The sequence below is a fragment of the Pseudomonas sp. PB103 genome, assembly GCF_009764635.1.
Classification (GTDB): Bacteria; Pseudomonadota; Gammaproteobacteria; order Pseudomonadales; family Pseudomonadaceae; genus Aquipseudomonas.
This window is the reverse complement of the sequence record NZ_RWIL01000034.1, coordinates 1-17,012: the sequence shown is the minus strand read 5'-3', so window position 1 is coordinate 17,012 and position 17,012 is coordinate 1. Positions and strand designations below refer to the sequence as shown.

Genomic DNA, 17,012 nt, shown 5'->3' with positions numbered 1-17,012 from the left:
TCGCGCTCCCCGTCGAACCCTGTGGGAGCGGGCTTGCCCGCGATTGCATCAACGCTAATCGCGGATCCATCACAGCCCCATTACTGCTTTCATACTTGCTGAAACGTTTCCGCAGCGCTATAAAAATGGCACAACTCCAATAAAGGCTGCTGCCATGACCTCGCTCAAACTTGCCGTCGCCCTCGGCGCATTCACTGCTGCTTCCCACGCCATGGCCTGGGATTACGTCCTTCTCGATACCAACAAGCCCGCGCAAAACTGGAGCATCACCAGTGAACAGCTCGGTGTGAAAACCGACAAACCCTTCTCCGTAAGCCTGCGTACCTTGCACGGTGGGCGGCAGGAAGGCGTCAGCATTGTCGATATCGATAACGGCACGATGAAACTCTCGGTGGTACCAACCCGAGGCATGAATGTCTTGCAAGCCTCTGTCGGCAACGTGCGCATGGGTTGGGATTCGCCTGTGAAGGACGTGGTCAACCCGGCCTTTATCGAACTCAACGGGCGCGGTGGTCTGGGCTGGCTGGAAGGTTTCAATGAACTGGTCGCCCGCTGCGGTTATGAATGGGTCGGCCATCCCGGCATCGATAATGGTGAGCTGCTGACCTTGCACGGCCGCGCCGCCAACATCCCGGCCAGTACCGTCACGCTGCACATCGACGAAAAACCGCCTTATGCCATCAGTCTGCGCGGCGAGCTGAAAGAGCAAGCCTTCAAGAAAGTCGACTTTTCGGTGGTCACGGAACTGGTCACTGAGCCTGGCAGCGTACGTTTCGCACTCAACGATACACTGACCAACAACGGCGACTATCCAAAGGAATACCAGGCGCTGTACCACAGCAATTTCAGCACGCCGTTCCTCGAGCAGGGCGCCCGTTTTGCTGCACCGGTAAAACAGGTCTCGCCGTTCAACGACAAGGCCAAGGGCGATCTGGCTGACTGGCAGAGTTATCGCGCGCCGACCAAGGACTACGACGAAACCGTTTACAACGTCGTGCCCTATGCCGACGCCAAAGGCGAAACCTTGACCGTTTTGCATAACAAGGCGGGCAGCCTCGGTGTTTCTGTTGGCTTCAATACCCAGCAGTTGCCGGTGTTCTCTCTGTGGAAAAACACCGATACCCAAGGTCAGGGCTATGTCACCGGGCTGGAGCCGGGCACCAGTTTTTCTTACAACCGCCGCTATCAGCGTCCGCTGAATCTGGTGCCGACCATTGCACCGAAAGAACACAAACAGTTCCAGATCAGCTACAGCCTGCTCGCGGACAAAGGTGCTGTGGATAAGGCCTTGAAGCGTGTGACCGAAATTCAGGCGGGGCGCGACACCGACGTGCGGCAGACGCCGTTGGTGGATCTGACAACCGAGCATTAAGGTGTCGCCGGCCGATATTGCAGCGCCTCGGCCAAGTGTTCGCGTTTGATTGCATCGACTTGCTCAAGGTCTGCCAGCGTGCGGGCGACCTTGAGTAGCCGGTGTGCCGAGCGCAGCGATAGCGTCAGCCGTTCACAGGCTGATTCCAGCCATTTCTCATCGGCTGTGGATAACTTGCAGTGTTTTTTCAGTCCTGGCAGATCGAGAAACGCATTGGCACAGCCTTGGCGCTTTTGCTGTCGCTCGCGAGCCTCGGCTACCAGTGCTGCGGCGCTGGCGCTGTCCTCGCCGGGTTTAATTGCCGGATTCAACGCCGTCGCCTCCCGCGCCACCGTCAGGTGCAGATCAATCCGATCCAGCAACGGCCCCGATAGCTTGTTGCGATAGCGCTGCACCATGTCCGGTGTGCACGAGCACTTGCCGCTGGGCTCACCAAGATATCCACAGGGGCAGGGGTTCATTGCTGCGACCAACTGGAAACGTGCCGGAAAGCGCACGCGATCCTTGGCTCGGGAAATCACGATGTGCCCTGACTCCAAAGGCTCGCGTAAAACCTCCAATACCTTGCGATCAAATTCCGGCAACTCATCGAGAAACAGCACGCCATGGTGGGCGAGGGTAATCTCACCGGGTTGCGGTTTCGAACTGCCACCGACCAATGCCGGCCCGGATGCCGAGTGGTGCGGTTGACGAAAGGGGCGCTGCGGCCAATGGGTCAGCGGTGCGCCACTGGCGACGGACTGAATCGCCGCCACCTCCAGTGCTTCACTCTCGGCCAGCGGCGGCAATAGTCCCGGCAATCGGCTGGCCAGCAATGTCTTGCCCGTTCCCGGCGGCCCGCTGAACAACAGGTTATGCGCACCCGCAGCGGCAATCAGCAATGCCCGTTTCGCCGCCACTTGCCCCTGCACTTCATTCAAGTCGGGATAAGGCTTGCTGGCATGCATCAGTCCGTCGGAGACATAGGGCTCAACCGGCGTATGCCCATTGAAATGCGCCACCGCCTCCAGTAAATGATCCACCGCAAACACCTTCAACCCCGAAGCCAGGCACGCCTCCTCGGCATTCGCCCGCGGCACCACCAGCGCACGCCCCGCCTTGCGCGCGGCCAACGCTGCCGGCAAAACCCCGCGCACCGCCCTTACTGCGCCGGACAATGCCAACTCTCCCAGACATTCCACATCGTCCAGCGTCAGACACGGCACCTGCACACTCGCCGACAGAATCCCCAAGGCAATCGCCAGATCAAACCGCCCGCCATCCTTGGGCAGATCCGCCGGCGCCAGATTCAAAGTGATCCGCCGCGCCGGAAACTGCAGCCCGGAATTGATGATGGCGCTGCGCACCCGATCCTTGCTCTCCTTCACCGCCGCCTCGGGCAGACCGACCATGGTCAGCGACGGCAGACCGTTGGCCAGATGGACTTCGACGGTGACAGCGGGGGCTTCCACGCCAATCTGGGCGCGACTGTGGACGATGGAGAGGGACATGGTCGTTCCTTGAGCTGAATCGGGGAGCCGCTTCCTGCGGGTTTTTGAAGGGTAGTCTGGGGAGAGGGCGTTGGTCGGACAGTTTTAAGGGCGAACTTTCACTGGATGTTGCTGAAGGCACTAATCCTCAGGCATAAAAAACCGCCTGTCAGGCGGTCATTTTTGCGGTACTCAGGTTCCACCACCGGCGAGCCAACCATCGGGCTCCATTTCCTTGCCATAGGTCGCGGCCACTTTCAGAAAATGCCGCTGACTGGCTGAAACTCTGTCCGGTAATCCGAGTGCCTCGGTACCCGGTTTGGATGCCGATGCCGACTGGGCTTTTTGCTTCGTCTTTTTCATGGACACCTCCCGTGCCGGGTTGCTCGAATCGAACCGATTCCAACTGCCAAGGTTTCTAAATCCACAGGCATTTTATGCTTTGTTTAAATCACGCAGCAGACGGTATCGAAGCTAAGGGTGCTTACGCAATCAGGCGGAGGGGACAGCCCTTGTAGGACGATGCCTTAGTGAATGAAGGACATTTGAGCTGGCAAGTTCATGGTTGCGTTTATGGCTCATACTTCATAAAAATCGAGACGAAAAAAACCGCCTTTAGAAGGCGGTTTTTTATATGCAGGCTTCGGTGAGGCCGAGGCCTGCGCATCCTTAGCGGACACACTCGTGTAATCCGAGATTATGCATATTTGAGTGGTGGCGCAAGCATCATTTAAATCTGAGCCAATCAGTCTATTACGTGACTCGAGATCGGGCATCGGCTTGCGGCTGCATGAAAACGGTTTGATACAACTTGTTTAAACGGCACTACCGGACAACGCATACCATCCACGGTGACGATGCCCACTCATCGAGTGTTCGCAAAGTGTGGCCGGGAGCGTAAAAAATTCATGTTCCTCGACACGGCTTGAGACCCGTGCCGGTGCTGATTTTGGGGAACCCACACCCGGCCACCTTGGTGGACACACTCGTGTGTAGTCCCGAAGGTGTTCGTACGCCGGAAAGCGCATCGGAGGTTTGGCCCCACGCAAGGAGGGCCAAAGTATGTCTAAGTTTCTTAAACATATGTGGCGCCTCGTCAGGATAGCGCTATGGGCTTTTCGCCTGTACGAGATTCTGCGAGACCGTTGGAATAATTCGTTGTAAGGATTGATCTGACGGAAACCGCTCCTGCCTCGGCAGGAGCGGTTTTAGTGACAACATAATGATTCGCACGTTCGCCAAGAACGGGAAGGTCGTGCCGACCTTCAATCGCTAGCAGGCTAGCTCCCACAGGGGGGGATTGCGTGGTTACTCCGCTGGCGGTGTCAGCTTGGCTTCCATCTCGGCGACTTTGGCTTCGAGGCTTTCGAGGCGGGCGCGAGTGCGGGCCAGTACGACCATCTGGCTGTCGAATTCTTCGCGGCTGACCAGGTCGAGTTTGCTGAAGGCACTCTGCAGCAGCATCTTGAACTGGCTTTCGATTTCGGCTTTCGGCAGCGGGGTGTCGCCGCTGAAGAGGCGGGAGGCGGTGCCGCTCAGGGCGTCGAGGAAGTCTTTGGGCGCGAGCATGGTGGATGTCCTGGAAACAATGGCCGGCAGTGTATCACGCAGTGTCTATAGTCAATCTCGCGGTCAGGGATGCACGCTTTTCGCGCAGGCGGACGGACGGCGACGCACCGTTGTTGTGCGTATCCGGATGGGGTTTTGCACGGGATGGCGTGCGGCAGCGGCCAAGGGATTGAAATCAGAGGTTTTTGGCGAGATGGCAAGGTTTCTGCTTAGTCACCTTCGACCCATGCACTGATGCAGTCGCTGTGACGAATGCAGTGCGGCAAACGGAGCGGGGAGTTTCGTCGGCAGCGGTTAGCTGGCGTCAGTCGGGCAGGTACGGCCGACGATGCGTTACAAAGCCAGGCACTGCGCTTAGACTTGAGTCGGGTTTGTTTTCCTGGGGCAAGTCCACCAATTCGGGAGAGAGTTTTCATGAAGCTAGTCACTGCCATCATCAAGCCGTTCAAGTTGGACGACGTGCGCGAGTCGCTGTCCGAAATCGGCGTGCAGGGCATTACCGTTACTGAAGTCAAAGGCTTCGGCCGGCAGAAGGGTCACACCGAGCTGTATCGCGGCGCGGAATATGTGGTCGATTTTCTGCCCAAGGTGAAAATCGACGTGGCCATCGACGACAAGGATCTGGATCGGGTTATCGAGGCGATAACCAAAGCGGCCAACACCGGCAAGATCGGTGACGGCAAGATCTTCGTGGTCAATCTGGAACAGGCGATTCGCATCCGTACCGGCGAAACCGATACCGACGCGATCTAAGCGCCGCCACAAACCCCAACGCCCCAGGAGAAAACAATATGACTCTGCGTAAATTCGCAGGGCTAGGAGCCCTGTTGTCTATCGTAATGCCCGGCCTTGCTATGGCGGCAGACGAAGTGGCGGCCCCGGTCCTCAATTCTGGCGACACTGCCTGGATGCTCACCTCGACGGCACTTGTGCTGTTCATGACCATCCCCGGCCTGGCGCTGTTCTACGGCGGCATGGTTCGCTCGAAAAACATTCTTTCCGTGATGATGCAGTGCTTCGCCATTACCGGTCTGATCAGCATCCTGTGGGTCATTTATGGCTACAGCATCGCGTTCGACACCACCGGCATGGAGCAGGGCGTCGTCAACTTCAACTCGTTCTTCGGCGGCATGGGCAAGGCGTTCCTCGCCGGTGTCACGCCTTCGAGCCTGACCGGTCCTGCGGCGCTGTTCCCTGAGGCGGTGTTCATCACCTTCCAGATGACCTTCGCGATCATCACCCCGGCGCTGATCGTCGGTGCGTTCGCCGAGCGGATGAAGTTCTCCGCGATGCTGATCTTCATGGGCATCTGGTTCACCCTGGTTTATGCACCGATCGCTCACATGGTCTGGTCCGGTAACGGCGGCCTGATGTGGGACTGGGGCGTGCTCGACTTCGCCGGCGGCACCGTGGTGCACATCAACGCCGGTGTGGCCGGTCTGATCTGCTGCCTGGTATTGGGCAAGCGTAAAGGCTTCCCGACCACCCCGATGGCGCCGCACAATCTCGGTTACACCCTGATGGGCGCGGCGATGCTGTGGGTTGGCTGGTTCGGCTTCAACGCCGGTTCCGCTGCGGCGGCCAACGGCACTGCCGGTATGGCGATGCTGGTTACCCAAATCGCTACCGCTGCGGCGGCGCTGGGCTGGATGTTTGCCGAGTGGGTCACCCACGGCAAGCCAAGCGCACTGGGCATTGCTTCGGGTGTGGTTGCCGGTCTGGTCGCGATCACTCCGGCTGCCGGCACCGTGGGTCCGATGGGCGCACTGGTGATCGGTCTGGCCGCAGGCGTGGTGTGCTTCTTCTGCGCCACCACCCTGAAACGCAAACTCGGTTATGACGATTCCCTGGATGCCTTCGGCGTACACGGTATCGGCGGTATCCTCGGCGCGATCCTCACCGGTGTCTTCGCTGCGCCGTCGCTGGGTGGCTTCGGCACCGTGACCGACATCGCCGCACAAGTATGGATTCAGTGCAAAGGCGTCGGCTTCACGGTGATCTACACCGCGATAGTCACCTTCATCATCCTCAAGGTCCTGGACGCCGTGATGGGTCTGCGTGTGACCGAGGAAGAAGAGTCGGTTGGCCTCGATCTGGCACAACACAACGAACGCGGCTACAACCTGTAAGTACGCGCACTGAAAAAAATTGCCCGGTTCGCCGGGCATTTTTTTGTCCGGAATTTGTCATTTAGCGACAGGCTGAAAGGATTTTTCGTACGCCTTTAGTCGTGTTTACGACGGCGGTTTTTCACCCGCCAAAGTCTTACGTCATTGCGCGAGTATTAGGGCCTTTGTTTTTTCCCAGAGCGCGCTAGAATGCGCCCCGAACGTGCGGAGAACTGTATGTGGCAACAGACTCTGATAACCCTGCGGGCACGGCCCCGGGGCTTTCATCTGGTAACGGACGAGTTGATCAAAGGCCTGCCTGAACTCAGGGAGTGCCGGGTCGGTCTGTTGCATTTGTGGCTGCAGCATACCTCGGCGTCGTTGACCATCAACGAGAACGCCGATCCGGCGGTCCGTCGCGACTTCGAACGATTTTTCAATCGTCTGATCCCACAAGGAACAGACGGCTATGAGCATAACGACGAAGGCCTGGACGACCTCCCGGCGCACTTCAAGGCCAGCGTGCTTGGTTGCCAGATCAGTCTGCCGGTGTCGGCAGGTCGTCTGGCTCTGGGGACCTGGCAAGGCGTTTATCTGGGCGAGCACCGTGATCATGGCGGTGCTCGAAAAGTCCTCGCCACCTTGCACGGTGAAGGGGCATAAACCGTTGGTCACCAATGGTTACTGATTTTTTAACGGCGACTTTCGACAGTTGCCAAAGCTGGTCTATAACTAATCTGCTTTTCGCAAGTCATGAGGTAGAACATGAGCGACGATGATCTGGAAAACGACGACCTCGAAGTAGGCGACGAAGACGAGGCCGAGGAAGGCCTGGAAGCAGCAGCGGAAGACGTTGCTGACGACGATGGCGGTGACGATACGCCGGCCCCGGCTGCCAAAGGCAAAGCCAAGGCTGCGGTGTCGGCAGATGAGTTGCCGAGCATTGAAGCCAAGAACAAGGAACGCGACGCCCTGGCCAAGGCCATGGAAGAGTTCCTGTCGCGCGGCGGAAAAGTGCAGGAAGTGGAGGCCAATGTGGTCGCCGATCCTCCGAAGAAGCCAGACAACAAGTACGGTAGCCGCCCTATTTGAGGCGTGCCGCTTGCTTGCTGAAAAAGCCCGCCGTCGCTGCGGGCTTTTTCATGCCTGGAATAAACATTGGAAGGCGATGCAGACCCTGTGGGAGCTGGCTTGCCAGCGATGGCGGCCTGTCAGACAACATTGATGTTGAATGTGCTGGCCTCATCGCTGGCAAGCCAGCTCCCACAGGGAGTGATGTAAATTCAGGGTCAGTGTTGGGTATTCCAGCGGGCGAGTACCGCTGGCAAATCCGTCAGGCTGCGAATTTCGGCATCCGGTAGACGATCCGCTTCCCACGGTTTGCCCGCCGGGTTAAACCAGATAGCCCGCAACCCCGCCTGCTGCGCTCCGGCAATGTCATCACCCGGATGATCACCGATATGCACGGCAGTTTCGGCGGTGGCGCCACCGCGCTGCAACGCCTCATGAAAAAGCCGCGCATCCGGTTTGGCGATGCCGATATCTTCCGCGCACAACGCAAACTTGAAGTAATCCGCCAGACCCAATCGACGCACATCGGCGTTGCCGTTGGTGACCACGCCAAGGGCGTAATGATTGGCGAGAATTTCCAGCACTGGCTCGACTTCAGGAAACACTTCGATCTGATGCCGCGCATGCAGAAACACTTCAAAACCCTTGTCTGCCAGGCCGGTGGCTTCGCCATGGGCGTAGCCGGCGTCTTCCATCGCATGAAACAACACGCGCCGACGTAGCGCGCTGATGCGATGTTTCAGCCCCGGCTCATTGGCCAGCACACGCTCACGAATCGCCCACAAATGCTCGACCGGCACCGCGCCCAGGTTCGGCGCATGTTCGCTTAGCCATTCGCGCAATACCGCTTCGGCGCTGACGATCACTGGCGCGGTGTCCCACAGGGTGTCGTCGAGGTCGAAGGTGATCAACTGGATGCTCATGAATCATCGCCTTTCATGCGTTTGGCCCGGGGGTGGGCGCTGTCGTAGACCGCCGCCAGGTGCTGGAAGTCCAGGTGGGTGTAGATTTGCGTGGTCTTGATGTCGGAGTGGCCGAGCAATTCCTGCACGGCGCGCAGATCCTGCGAGGATTCCAACAAGTGGCTGGCGAAGGAGTGCCGCAGCATGTGCGGGTGCAAGTTCTGCCCGAGCTCGCGTTCGCCGGCCAATTTGACCCGCACCTGAATCGCTCGCGGGCCAAGGCGTCGACCTTGCTGGCTGACGAACACAGCGTCGTCCGCCGGGTTGGTCATCGCGCGCAGCGGCAACCACTGTTCGATGGCTTCGCGGGCCTTTTTGCCGACCGGCAGCAGGCGGGTCTTGCTGCCCTTGCCGAGCACTTGCACCATGCCATCGGCCAGATCAAGTTGATCAAGATTGAGCCCGGTCAGCTCGGAAAGACGCAGGCCTGAGGAATAGAACAACTCCAGAATCGCCTGATCGCGCCGTGCGAGAAAATCATCCTCGACCGCACCTTCAAGCAGTTGCAGCGCACGGTCGGTGTCGAGGGTCTTCGGCAGGCGGCGTTCACCTTTCGGCGGTGCCAAACCGGTGGCCGGATCATGGTCGCAAAGGCCTTCGCGATTCAGATAGTGATAGAGCCCGCGCACCGCCGACAGCAATCGGGCGAGGCTGCGCGAGGACTGCCCTTGCGCATGCAGACGAGCGATCAGGCTGCGCAGACGCTGAATATCCAGCGCCGCCCAACTGCCGATGTTCTGTTTGACGCACCAGCCGAGGACTTTATCGAGGTCGCGGCGGTAGGCCGACAGCGTGTGCGGCGACACCTGTCGCTCACTGCGCAGGTGTTCGCAGTAAGCGTCCAGTTGTCGTTCCATGCTCAGCGTACCGAGCGCAGGGAGCTGTTGACCCGTGGCAGCACGCGGCCCATGACTTCGGCGATATAGCTGAGGAACAGCGTACCGACCGAACTCTTGTAGTGCTGCGGATCACGGCTGGCGATCGCCAGAATGCCGTGGATGCCTTGATGGCTGACGGCGACCACGGCAGTTGAGCCGATCTGCTTGCGCTGTTCTTCACCAAAGAGGAAGTCCAGCTCATGCTCACGCAGGCTGCCGCTGACACTTTTGCCTTCGGTGAGCAGACCGCCGATGGCGACCTGGGCGTCGGCGTGAGTGACCCAGCGACCGACCGGCGCCGGGTTATCACCGAGCAGGATCAGGCTGACAAAAGGCACCTGGAAATCCTGGCGCAGACTGTCTTCGACGCTGATCACCACGTCTTCCAGGCTGGAGGCGTCCATCAGGGCGAGGATCAGGCGACGAGTCTTGTCGAACAGGCGATCGTTGTCGCGGGCGACGTCCATCAAATGCGAGAGGCGGTGACGCATCTCGATGTTGCGGTCGCGCAGGATAGTCATCTGCCGCTCGACCAGCGATATGGTGTCACCGCGCTGGTGCGGAATGCGCAGGGCGGGCAGCAGTTCTTCGTGCTCGACGAAGAAGTCCGGATGCGCCTCAAGGTACGCAGCAACCGCTGCCGCCTCCAGGCTCTCGGACGCTGATTCGTCGGACTGTCGGGCGGGTACCTGAGGCTTATCGGTCATGGTTTCTGCTCACTCAAAGACGTACTTGTCCTTCGTATACACGCACTGCCGGACCGGTCATCAGCACCGGTTGGCCAGGGCCTGCCCATTCAATGGACAGACGCCCGCCGGGCAGGTCGATCAATAGCGGCGAATCCATCCACCCCTGGCTGATCGCAGCGACAGCCGCTGCACAAGCGCCGGTGCCGCAGGCCTGGGTTTCCCCGGCACCACGTTCCCACACGCGCAACTGCGCACGGTTGCGGTCGATGACCTGGAGAAAACCGACGTTCACGCGCGCGGGGAAGCGCGGGTGATGTTCGATTTTCGGCCCCAGCTCATGCACCGGTGCACTGTTGATGTCCTGCACGCGCAATACCGCGTGCGGATTGCCCATCGACACCGCGGCCAGTTCGACCGTGGTGCCATCGACTTCCAGCTGATAGCTGATGGCTTGCGCTGGCGCTTCGAACGGAATGTCCGCCGGCACCAGTCGTGGAGCGCCCATGTTCACGCCGATCTGGCCGTCGTTACGTACGTCCAGTTCGATAATGCCGCCCTTGGTCTCGACGCGGATCTGCCGTTTGGCGGTCAGACGCTTGTCGAGCACGAAGCGCGCAAAGCAGCGCGCACCGTTGCCGCACTGCTCAACTTCCGAGCCGTCGGAGTTGAAGATCCGATAACGGAAATCCACGTCCGGATTGCTCGGCGCCTCGACGATCAGCAATTGGTCGAAACCAATGCCAGTGTGGCGGTCGCCCCATTGCTTGGCGTGCTTTGGCTGAATATGCGCGTGCTGGCTGACCAGGTCGAGAACCATGAAGTCATTGCCCAAGCCGTGCATTTTAGTAAAACGCAGCAGCATGGGTTACTCCGGCAGCAGGCTTTCGCCGGCAAACAGCTCGGCCACGGTCTCGCGGCGACGCACTTCAAAAGCCTGATCACCGTCTACCAACACTTCAGCGGCACGGCCACGGGTGTTGTAGTTGGAGCTCATCACAAAACCGTAGGCGCCGGCCGAATGCACCGCCAGCAAATCGCCTTCGGCCAGGGCCAACTCGCGATCCTTGGCGAGGAAGTCACCGGTTTCGCAGATCGGGCCAACGATGTCGTATTTGCGCGCAGCGGTGTCACGCGGTTTGACTGCGGTAACGTCCATCCACGCCTGATACAGCGCCGGGCGGATCAGGTCGTTCATCGCCGCGTCGACGATGGCGAAATCCTTGTGTTCGGTGTGCTTGAGGTACTCGACCTGAGTCAGCAGCACGCCGGCGTTGGCAACGATGAAACGGCCCGGCTCGAACACCAGCGCCAGATCACGACCGTTGAGGCGCTCGCGCACGGCTTTGATGTAGTCGGCAGCCAATGGCGGCTCTTCATCGCGATAACGCACACCCAGACCGCCACCGAGATCGATGTGGCGCAGGTGAATGCCGCAATCGCCGAGACGATCGACCAGATCCAGCAGACGGTCGAGCGCATCGAGGAACGGTGGCAGCGTGGTCAGTTGCGAACCGATGTGGCAGTCGACGCCAACCACTTCCAGGTTCGGCAGATGCGCGGCACGCACGTACACGTCTTCGGCGTCGGCGATGGCGATGCCGAACTTGTTCTCTTTGAGACCGGTGGAAATGTACGGGTGGGTGCCGGCATCGACGTCCGGGTTCACGCGCAGGGAAACCGGGGCGCGAACGCCCAGTTCGGCAGCCACGACTTGCAGGCGCTCGAGCTCGTCAGTGGATTCGACGTTGAAGCAGTGCACGCCGACTTCCAGCGCACGACGCATGTCGTCGCGGGTCTTGCCGACACCGGAGAAGACGATTTTTTCAGGGCTGCCGCCAGCGGCGAGCACGCGTTCCAGTTCGCCACGGGACACGATGTCGAAACCGGCGCCCAGACGCGCCAGGACATTCAGTACGCCGAGGTTGGAGTTGGCTTTGACCGCAAAGCAGACCAGGTGCGGCATGCCGGCCAGCGCATCGGCGTAAGCCAGATACTGGGCTTCGATGTGTGCGCGCGAGTAAACGTAGGTGGGCGTGCCAAAGCGGTCGGCGATGGCAGACAGCGCCACACCTTCCGCAAACAGTTCCCCGCCACGGTAGTTAAAAGCGTCCATGGCGATCCCTTATTGGTAAACGTCGTGCTTGTGCGCCTTGGAGGCAGGCTGTTGTTGCGACGATTTGGCTTGCTCGGCCGGGTCCTGATCGTCATCGGGCAGGTACAGCGGGCCTTTTTGACCGCAGGCCGAAACGAGGCAGGCAACCGCGACGAGCGCAGCAAGGGAAGAGATCAGGCGCTTCATGGCGAAATCCTTGAAAATGCGTTAATTGCGCCGGAGTATACCGGCCACCCGGCAGCTTGCCTATGTGATGGCCTTCCCGTCCGGCGGGGCTTGCCCACCAGCATATAGAACCCTGTGGGAGCGGGCTTGCCCGCGATTGCGGTGGTTCAATCGACATCAATGTTGAATTTGCCGGCCTCATCGCGGGCAAGCCCGCTCCCACAGGTACCGGGTTTGTTACGCCGATCGGTGCTTGGTCGTTAATCTTTGCAATCGGCCGGCAGCGTCCGTATCTTTCGGCGCTTGAGCCTGATCAGAACATTTTTTGAGGTTGCCGCAATGAGTTTGTCCGAAGCCCGTTTCCACGATCTGGTCGATGAAACCCAGGAAAAACTGGAAGACATCTTTGATGAAAGCGACCTGGATATCGACATGGAGAACTCGGCCGGTGTGCTCACCGTCAAGTTCGAAAACGGCTCGCAGCTGATCTTCAGCCGCCAGGAGCCGCTGCGTCAGTTGTGGCTGGCGGCGGTGTCCGGTGGTTTCCACTTTGATTACGACGAAGAAAGCGAGCGCTGGATGTGCGACAAGAGCGAAGAGCAATTGGGCGAAATGCTCGAGCGCATCGTCAAGCAGCAGGCCGGCGCCGACTTCGATTTCGAAGGTCTGTGATTTCGTGACTGAGACTGCTCCCGTTCGTCCGCCGAAGCCGCTTTACAGCAATGTCAGCGCGGCCGTGCCTTCGCCGTGCAGCGGGGTTTGCCGGCTGGATGAGCAGAAGGTCTGCCTGGGTTGCTTCCGCCATGTCGAGGACATTCGCGAATGGCGTTCGGCAGACGATCAGCGCCGCCGGGTCATCTGCGCCCAGGCCGCCGAACGCCGCAACTCCTCAATGTAGGAGCTGCCGAAGGCTGCGATCTTTTGATCTTGAATCTTTAAAAGCAAAGATCGCAGCCTGCGGCAGCTCCTACAGGGGTGGCCGGGTGGGTGGCTTGTATATTTTTTGAGCTGTGATAGTGTCCGCAGACGCCTCAAACCACCGAGGCACGGTGAAAACCCCGTCTTTTTTGGCGGGGTTTTGCTTTTTTTGTGCAGAAGAAAGGAGTCTGCCCGGATCATGACCGCACCTTCCATCACCCTCACCCGTCTGGACGTGCAACGTCTGGAGCGCCTGATCGACAGCCTGAACGACAAAGACCAGGCTGCGCCGGGCGTGATCGCGCTGCAAACCGAACTGGACCGTGCCGACGACGTGGTCGGCCACGATGAAGTGCCCGCCGATGTCGTGACGATGAATTCGCGCGTGCATTGCCGTGAAGAAGGCAGTGGCAAGGACTACCACCTGACGCTGGTCTATCCCAAGGATGCCAACGCTGACGAAGGCAAGATTTCCATTCTGGCACCGGTCGGCAGTGCACTGCTGGGCCTGAAAGTCGGTCAACACATCGACTGGCCGGCACCGGGTGGCAAGACCCTCAAGCTGACCTTGCTCGAAGTCGAATCGCAGCCGGCCAACGGCGGTGATTTCCGCGAGTAACCCGCCTTCAGACCTGTTCGAGTGCCTCGTTCAGAGCGCGCTCCAGGTCAGCCTTGTAGCGTAGATACAGATTGCTTGAACTCTGCCCGTCACCGAGCAGGCCCGAGAGGTCGAGGTCGGTGATGTAGCAGCGATAGCGTTCGCTGTCGCGGCGCTGCTCGACGATCTCCTGGGCGACCACGCTGAACAGCTGGTCGCCATGTTCCAGCTCACTGAATTCCCGTTGATTGCAATACAGCGTGACCTGCACTTCGCCCGGTGCGGCTTTGCCGACGATCGCCTGCACGTCGTAGAACGGCTTGTTTACCGGGGTCTGCGGTGCCGGTCGCGCTTCGACCCGTCGCGCGCGCCCCGGACCCGAAGGCAATAACTGGTAATACAACGTTTCGAGACGGGCACCCGGGCCGGCGTCCATCGGCAACACGGCTTCGCGACGGAACAGGATCGATTGCAGGAAGCGCTGCAGCGGCACCAGCAGACTCTGCTCGTCGTGGTACGGCAAATGCTGCTGCCACAGCGCATTGAATTCATCCAATACGTACAGCTCGGCTTGCTGTTCGGTGATGCGGTAGAACACCTGAATGCATTCCGGCTGGCCCATTGGCAGGATCAGCGCGAGGTCGTGCTCCTCCAGCGCCATCGGGTCAAGGTGCAGCGGGCTGTAGCGCGGCTGTTCTTCGCCGAGGTAATCGAGCAGTGCCGGCAGGGTCGCGAGAGCGACGTGGTTGACCTGGCCCGGCACCAACTCCAGCACGTGATAGTGCTGCTGCACTTGAATCAGGTAGCGGTGGTTCAAATCACTGAGCAGCAGGTTTTGCGCGGTGTCGACGATTTCCTCGACACGACGGGCAATGAACTGCGCGCGGTTGTGGCAAAAACAGCGCACCTTCAACGACGGTTGCAACGGCCCGCGTGGCAGGTTGTTGAGGTAATCGCGCAGGCAATCGAGCAGGGCGTGCGGCCCGTCGAAGCGGTTGACCAGCACTTCGTTCCAGCTGTTGAGCGTGACTTGATCGAGGGTCAACACGAGGTTTTCGCGCACACCGGCGTAGCTCAGCGAGTCGGTGCGCTCGGTGGTCATCAGGATGTTGAGGTCGCGGTGATGCTTGAGCGGGTCGACGCCGACGTTGACCAGCATCAGCACTTCGCTCGGCACGGCGGCGCGCAGCAATGGCTCTTCGGCCACGGTGGGCAAGGGCAGGGCGATGCACTGTTGCAGGCTGCCGAGCAGGTTGAACAGTTCGAACTCGCTCAGGTCGCTGGTGCCAGGGTGTAGTGCCAGGCGGGTGCTGCTGTCGATCACGCCGTTGCGGTGACTCCAGGTCAGCAATTCAAGCAACTCGCGGCTGCGCTTGATCGGCGCAAAGTGCTCCCACTCCAGCGCGGTGAGGCTGCCGTTGTACAGGCCCCACTGGGTTTGCCCGGGTTCCTTTTTGTTGCGCGATTGCACCAGCGTCAGGGTGTCTTCGGCCAGGTCCGGGGCGATGCCGGGGTTGATGAACTCGACCTTGTCGGCCTTGCGTTCGAAGGCGGCATAGAGCCGGCGACCGAGCACGTTGAGGTCGCGCTTGTTGATCAGGCTGACAGTTTGCTCGGTGCGGGCGAACTGGGTCAGGAAGCGATAGCTGTAATTCAGCTCGTTGACCAGCGCACGGCGCTCGGCGCTGACCTGACGGACTTTCCACTGGCTGCGGCTGTCGAGTAGCGCCAGTTGCCGCTGATCCCAATGCCATTCGCTGGCCAGCCGTTCGAGCAACGAACGTTGCCAGCTCTGGGTGCGACTGTTGCCGGTGAGCTTGCGGTTGACCTTCAGATACAGCGCGCGGCGCACCAGTTCCAGGCGTTCCGGCTCGTTGCGCGCAATGAGGTATTCCTCGATGCGCCGGTACACGACCATGTACGGATCCAGCTCATCAAGATCGAGCTGATTGGCGAACACGGCTTTTTTGAAGCGCAGGCTCAGGCACTGCACGTGTGGGTGCTCGCTGGCGTAAACCTCGGTCAGCAACAGTTTGAGCACCGATTTGTACGGTGACTCGATGCCCTTGAACAACTGCCACAAACCCGCGCCGATGAACTCTCCCGGTGGAATCGTCGCCAGATGGCCGAGATCCAGAGTTTCGTCGGCGCGAATGAAGCGCTTCGACAGCAGGGTGTGGGTGTACAGGTCGTAGGCGGTTTCCTCGTAAACCGGCACCAGCCACCAGATCGGCGTGCGCCCGGCCAGCCAGATCGCGGTGCGGTAGAACTCGTCCAGCAATAGATAGTGTTGGGTGCTGCCGCAGTTTTCCGAGCTGAGTTGGGTGTCGCGCTCGCCTTTGACGAAGCGCACCGGGTCGATCAGGAAGAAATGCGCCTCGGCGCCCTGGCTCGCGGCCCAGGCTTCCAGCAGTTGGCATTTCTTGCTCAGCTCAGTGAGTTCGCTTTCGTTGAGGTCTGGCGCATGGCAGACCCAAACGTCCATGTCGCTCTGATCGGCCTGCGCCAGCGTGCCGAGGCTGCCCATCAGAAACAGACCTTGAATAGGTCGCGGCGGGTTGCTGCCGTGGCGCGGCTTGTAAGAAAACGATCGGGTCAGGCGCTGGGCTTCGGCGAGCACATTGGCGTCGGGCTCGTAATTAGACAGACCAGCCGGCGTACTGCCCGAGACATAACCCGGCAGCAGCGGATGGTTGACATGGAAGAACAGCGGCAGCAGCGTCAGTACGCTTTGCTGGCGTGTCGACAACCCTTCGAGGGCGCGCCCAAGGCGGCCTTCATTGAGTTTGAGAAACCGCGCGCGCAGTTGGCTGAGGACTTTGCGGTCAATGCCTTCGTCCAGGTCGGGGCGGATTTCGTGGGTGCGCGTCATGTCAGCTCAAACCGGCTCGCAGGCTCGGACGTAGAGGGTCTCGGAATGTCAGGCAGTTTAGCCTTAGCGGGGCGGGACTTTTAGCTGATTTTGTTTTTTGACGCACCCACCCGCCAACAGTTCTGCGCATTGGAGCATGTGATGGTGTCGCGTGAGGGCGGGGGCTTTTTCGGGGTGACTGATCGGGCGTTGGCCGATGTCGGGCTGATGCGCAAAGTGGTCTTATCG

At 59.9% G+C, this 17,012-nt stretch carries 18 protein-coding genes; 8 read left to right on the top strand and 10 right to left on the bottom strand.

The window, feature by feature from the left end; all coding sequences use genetic code 11:
* Nucleotides 1-154 precede the first annotated feature (154 nt).
* Complete coding sequence (locus EJA70_RS05945; RefSeq protein WP_158830125.1) at nucleotides 155-1,372, top strand: aldose 1-epimerase family protein; 1,218 nt, start codon at nucleotides 155-157, stop codon at nucleotides 1,370-1,372.
* Here the strand turns inward: EJA70_RS05945 and EJA70_RS05940 are convergent.
* The 3 genes from EJA70_RS05940 to EJA70_RS05935 all read right to left on the bottom strand — a co-directional run bounded on the left by EJA70_RS05940 (nucleotide 1,369) and on the right by EJA70_RS05935 (nucleotide 4,410).
* On the bottom strand, nucleotides 1,369-2,862 hold the full coding sequence (locus EJA70_RS05940) for a YifB family Mg chelatase-like AAA ATPase (protein WP_158830124.1): 1,494 nt from the start codon (nucleotides 2,860-2,862) through the stop codon (nucleotides 1,369-1,371). The two genes, EJA70_RS05945 and EJA70_RS05940, sit on opposite strands and share 4 nt — an antisense overlap.
* Nucleotides 2,863-3,033: 171 nt before the next feature.
* Entirely contained in the window at nucleotides 3,034-3,204 is a 171-nt protein-coding gene (locus EJA70_RS30805; RefSeq protein ID WP_178116835.1) for a hypothetical protein, read from the bottom strand.
* Nucleotides 3,205-4,149: 945 nt separating this feature from the next.
* The gene (locus tag EJA70_RS05935; protein WP_007920416.1) at nucleotides 4,150-4,410 is read right to left on the bottom strand and encodes an accessory factor UbiK family protein; all 261 of its coding nucleotides are present in this window, start codon (nucleotides 4,408-4,410) and stop codon (nucleotides 4,150-4,152) included.
* A 414-nt stretch (nucleotides 4,411-4,824) separates the two neighbouring features.
* Here EJA70_RS05935 and glnK point away from each other — a divergent pair, with 414 nt between their 5' ends.
* The 4 genes from glnK (at nucleotide 4,825) to sutA (ending at nucleotide 7,610) form a co-directional block, all read left to right on the top strand.
* Nucleotides 4,825-5,163, top strand: a complete 339-nt coding sequence (gene glnK / locus EJA70_RS05930; protein WP_002555808.1) for a P-II family nitrogen regulator — start codon at nucleotides 4,825-4,827, stop codon at nucleotides 5,161-5,163.
* 38 nt (nucleotides 5,164-5,201) lie between these two features.
* Nucleotides 5,202-6,539: an ammonium transporter gene (locus EJA70_RS05925; protein WP_158830123.1), complete on the top strand. Its 1,338-nt coding sequence runs from the start codon at nucleotides 5,202-5,204 to the stop codon at nucleotides 6,537-6,539.
* 216 nt (nucleotides 6,540-6,755) lie between these two features.
* Nucleotides 6,756-7,181: a secondary thiamine-phosphate synthase enzyme YjbQ gene (locus tag EJA70_RS05920; protein WP_102901435.1), complete on the top strand. Its 426-nt coding sequence runs from the start codon at nucleotides 6,756-6,758 to the stop codon at nucleotides 7,179-7,181.
* 102 nt (nucleotides 7,182-7,283) lie between these two features.
* Nucleotides 7,284-7,610 carry a transcriptional regulator SutA gene (gene sutA, locus EJA70_RS05915; protein ID WP_158830122.1) on the top strand — a complete coding sequence of 109 codons (327 nt, stop codon included), beginning with the start codon at nucleotides 7,284-7,286 and terminating at the stop codon, nucleotides 7,608-7,610.
* A 197-nt stretch (nucleotides 7,611-7,807) separates the two neighbouring features.
* On the opposite strand, the gene EJA70_RS05910 is transcribed toward sutA, so the two are convergent.
* Genes EJA70_RS05910 through EJA70_RS05885 form a run of 6 tightly spaced genes read right to left on the bottom strand, consistent with a single transcriptional unit; the run spans nucleotide 7,808 to nucleotide 12,417 of the window.
* Nucleotides 7,808-8,512, bottom strand: coding sequence for an HAD family hydrolase (locus EJA70_RS05910; RefSeq protein ID WP_158830121.1), 705 nt, complete (start codon nucleotides 8,510-8,512; stop codon nucleotides 7,808-7,810).
* A complete protein-coding gene (gene xerC / locus EJA70_RS05905; RefSeq protein WP_034152032.1) occupies nucleotides 8,509-9,408 on the bottom strand; it encodes a tyrosine recombinase XerC in 900 nt (299 codons plus the stop codon). The genes EJA70_RS05910 and xerC overlap by 4 nt, the downstream gene beginning before the upstream one ends.
* Nucleotides 9,409-9,410: 2 nt before the next feature.
* Nucleotides 9,411-10,136 carry a DUF484 family protein gene (locus tag EJA70_RS05900; protein WP_158830120.1) on the bottom strand — a complete coding sequence of 242 codons (726 nt, stop codon included), beginning with the start codon at nucleotides 10,134-10,136 and terminating at the stop codon, nucleotides 9,411-9,413.
* 13 nt (nucleotides 10,137-10,149) lie between these two features.
* Complete coding sequence (gene dapF, locus EJA70_RS05895; protein ID WP_008084573.1) at nucleotides 10,150-10,980, bottom strand: diaminopimelate epimerase; 831 nt, start codon at nucleotides 10,978-10,980, stop codon at nucleotides 10,150-10,152.
* Nucleotides 10,981-10,983: 3 nt separating this feature from the next.
* Entirely contained in the window at nucleotides 10,984-12,231 is a 1,248-nt protein-coding gene (gene lysA / locus EJA70_RS05890) for a diaminopimelate decarboxylase (RefSeq protein ID WP_158830119.1), read from the bottom strand.
* 9 nt (nucleotides 12,232-12,240) lie between these two features.
* Nucleotides 12,241-12,417, bottom strand: coding sequence for a lipoprotein (locus EJA70_RS05885; protein WP_003229400.1), 177 nt, complete (start codon nucleotides 12,415-12,417; stop codon nucleotides 12,241-12,243).
* 318 nt (nucleotides 12,418-12,735) lie between these two features.
* Here EJA70_RS05885 and cyaY point away from each other — a divergent pair, with 318 nt between their 5' ends.
* From cyaY to rnk, 3 genes are all read left to right on the top strand, one after another.
* On the top strand, nucleotides 12,736-13,068 hold the full coding sequence (cyaY, locus tag EJA70_RS05880) for an iron donor protein CyaY (RefSeq protein WP_008084571.1): 333 nt from the start codon (nucleotides 12,736-12,738) through the stop codon (nucleotides 13,066-13,068).
* Between the two features lie 4 nt (nucleotides 13,069-13,072).
* Complete coding sequence (locus tag EJA70_RS05875) at nucleotides 13,073-13,294, top strand: DUF1289 domain-containing protein (protein WP_158830118.1); 222 nt, start codon at nucleotides 13,073-13,075, stop codon at nucleotides 13,292-13,294.
* Nucleotides 13,295-13,513: 219 nt separating this feature from the next.
* Complete coding sequence (rnk, locus tag EJA70_RS05870) at nucleotides 13,514-13,933, top strand: nucleoside diphosphate kinase regulator (RefSeq protein ID WP_008084569.1); 420 nt, start codon at nucleotides 13,514-13,516, stop codon at nucleotides 13,931-13,933.
* A 7-nt stretch (nucleotides 13,934-13,940) separates the two neighbouring features.
* Here the strand turns inward: rnk and EJA70_RS05865 are convergent, their stop codons facing one another.
* Nucleotides 13,941-16,784: a class I adenylate cyclase gene (locus EJA70_RS05865; RefSeq protein ID WP_158830117.1), complete on the bottom strand. Its 2,844-nt coding sequence runs from the start codon at nucleotides 16,782-16,784 to the stop codon at nucleotides 13,941-13,943.
* Nucleotides 16,785-17,012: the final 228 nt, after the last annotated feature.

Bases quoted from the DNA above. Each gene is read 5' to 3' on its own strand.
- EJA70_RS05945 (WP_158830125.1), top strand. From the start codon at position 155: ATGACCTCGCTCAAACTTGCCGTCGCCCTCGGCGCATTCACTGCTGCT.
- EJA70_RS05940 (WP_158830124.1), bottom strand. From the start codon at position 2,862: ATGTCCCTCTCCATCGTCCACAGTCGCGCCCAGATTGGCGTGGAAGCC.
- EJA70_RS30805 (WP_178116835.1), bottom strand. From the start codon at position 3,204: ATGAAAAAGACGAAGCAAAAAGCCCAGTCGGCATCGGCATCCAAACCG.
- EJA70_RS05935 (WP_007920416.1), bottom strand. From the start codon at position 4,410: ATGCTCGCGCCCAAAGACTTCCTCGACGCCCTGAGCGGCACCGCCTCC.
- glnK (WP_002555808.1), top strand. From the start codon at position 4,825: ATGAAGCTAGTCACTGCCATCATCAAGCCGTTCAAGTTGGACGACGTG.
- EJA70_RS05925 (WP_158830123.1), top strand. From the start codon at position 5,202: ATGACTCTGCGTAAATTCGCAGGGCTAGGAGCCCTGTTGTCTATCGTA.
- EJA70_RS05920 (WP_102901435.1), top strand. From the start codon at position 6,756: ATGTGGCAACAGACTCTGATAACCCTGCGGGCACGGCCCCGGGGCTTT.
- sutA (WP_158830122.1), top strand. From the start codon at position 7,284: ATGAGCGACGATGATCTGGAAAACGACGACCTCGAAGTAGGCGACGAA.
- EJA70_RS05910 (WP_158830121.1), bottom strand. From the start codon at position 8,512: ATGAGCATCCAGTTGATCACCTTCGACCTCGACGACACCCTGTGGGAC.
- xerC (WP_034152032.1), bottom strand. From the start codon at position 9,408: ATGGAACGACAACTGGACGCTTACTGCGAACACCTGCGCAGTGAGCGA.
- EJA70_RS05900 (WP_158830120.1), bottom strand. From the start codon at position 10,136: ATGACCGATAAGCCTCAGGTACCCGCCCGACAGTCCGACGAATCAGCG.
- dapF (WP_008084573.1), bottom strand. From the start codon at position 10,980: ATGCTGCTGCGTTTTACTAAAATGCACGGCTTGGGCAATGACTTCATG.
- lysA (WP_158830119.1), bottom strand. From the start codon at position 12,231: ATGGACGCTTTTAACTACCGTGGCGGGGAACTGTTTGCGGAAGGTGTG.
- EJA70_RS05885 (WP_003229400.1), bottom strand. From the start codon at position 12,417: ATGAAGCGCCTGATCTCTTCCCTTGCTGCGCTCGTCGCGGTTGCCTGC.
- cyaY (WP_008084571.1), top strand. From the start codon at position 12,736: ATGAGTTTGTCCGAAGCCCGTTTCCACGATCTGGTCGATGAAACCCAG.
- rnk (WP_008084569.1), top strand. From the start codon at position 13,514: ATGACCGCACCTTCCATCACCCTCACCCGTCTGGACGTGCAACGTCTG.
- EJA70_RS05865 (WP_158830117.1), bottom strand. From the start codon at position 16,784: ATGACGCGCACCCACGAAATCCGCCCCGACCTGGACGAAGGCATTGAC.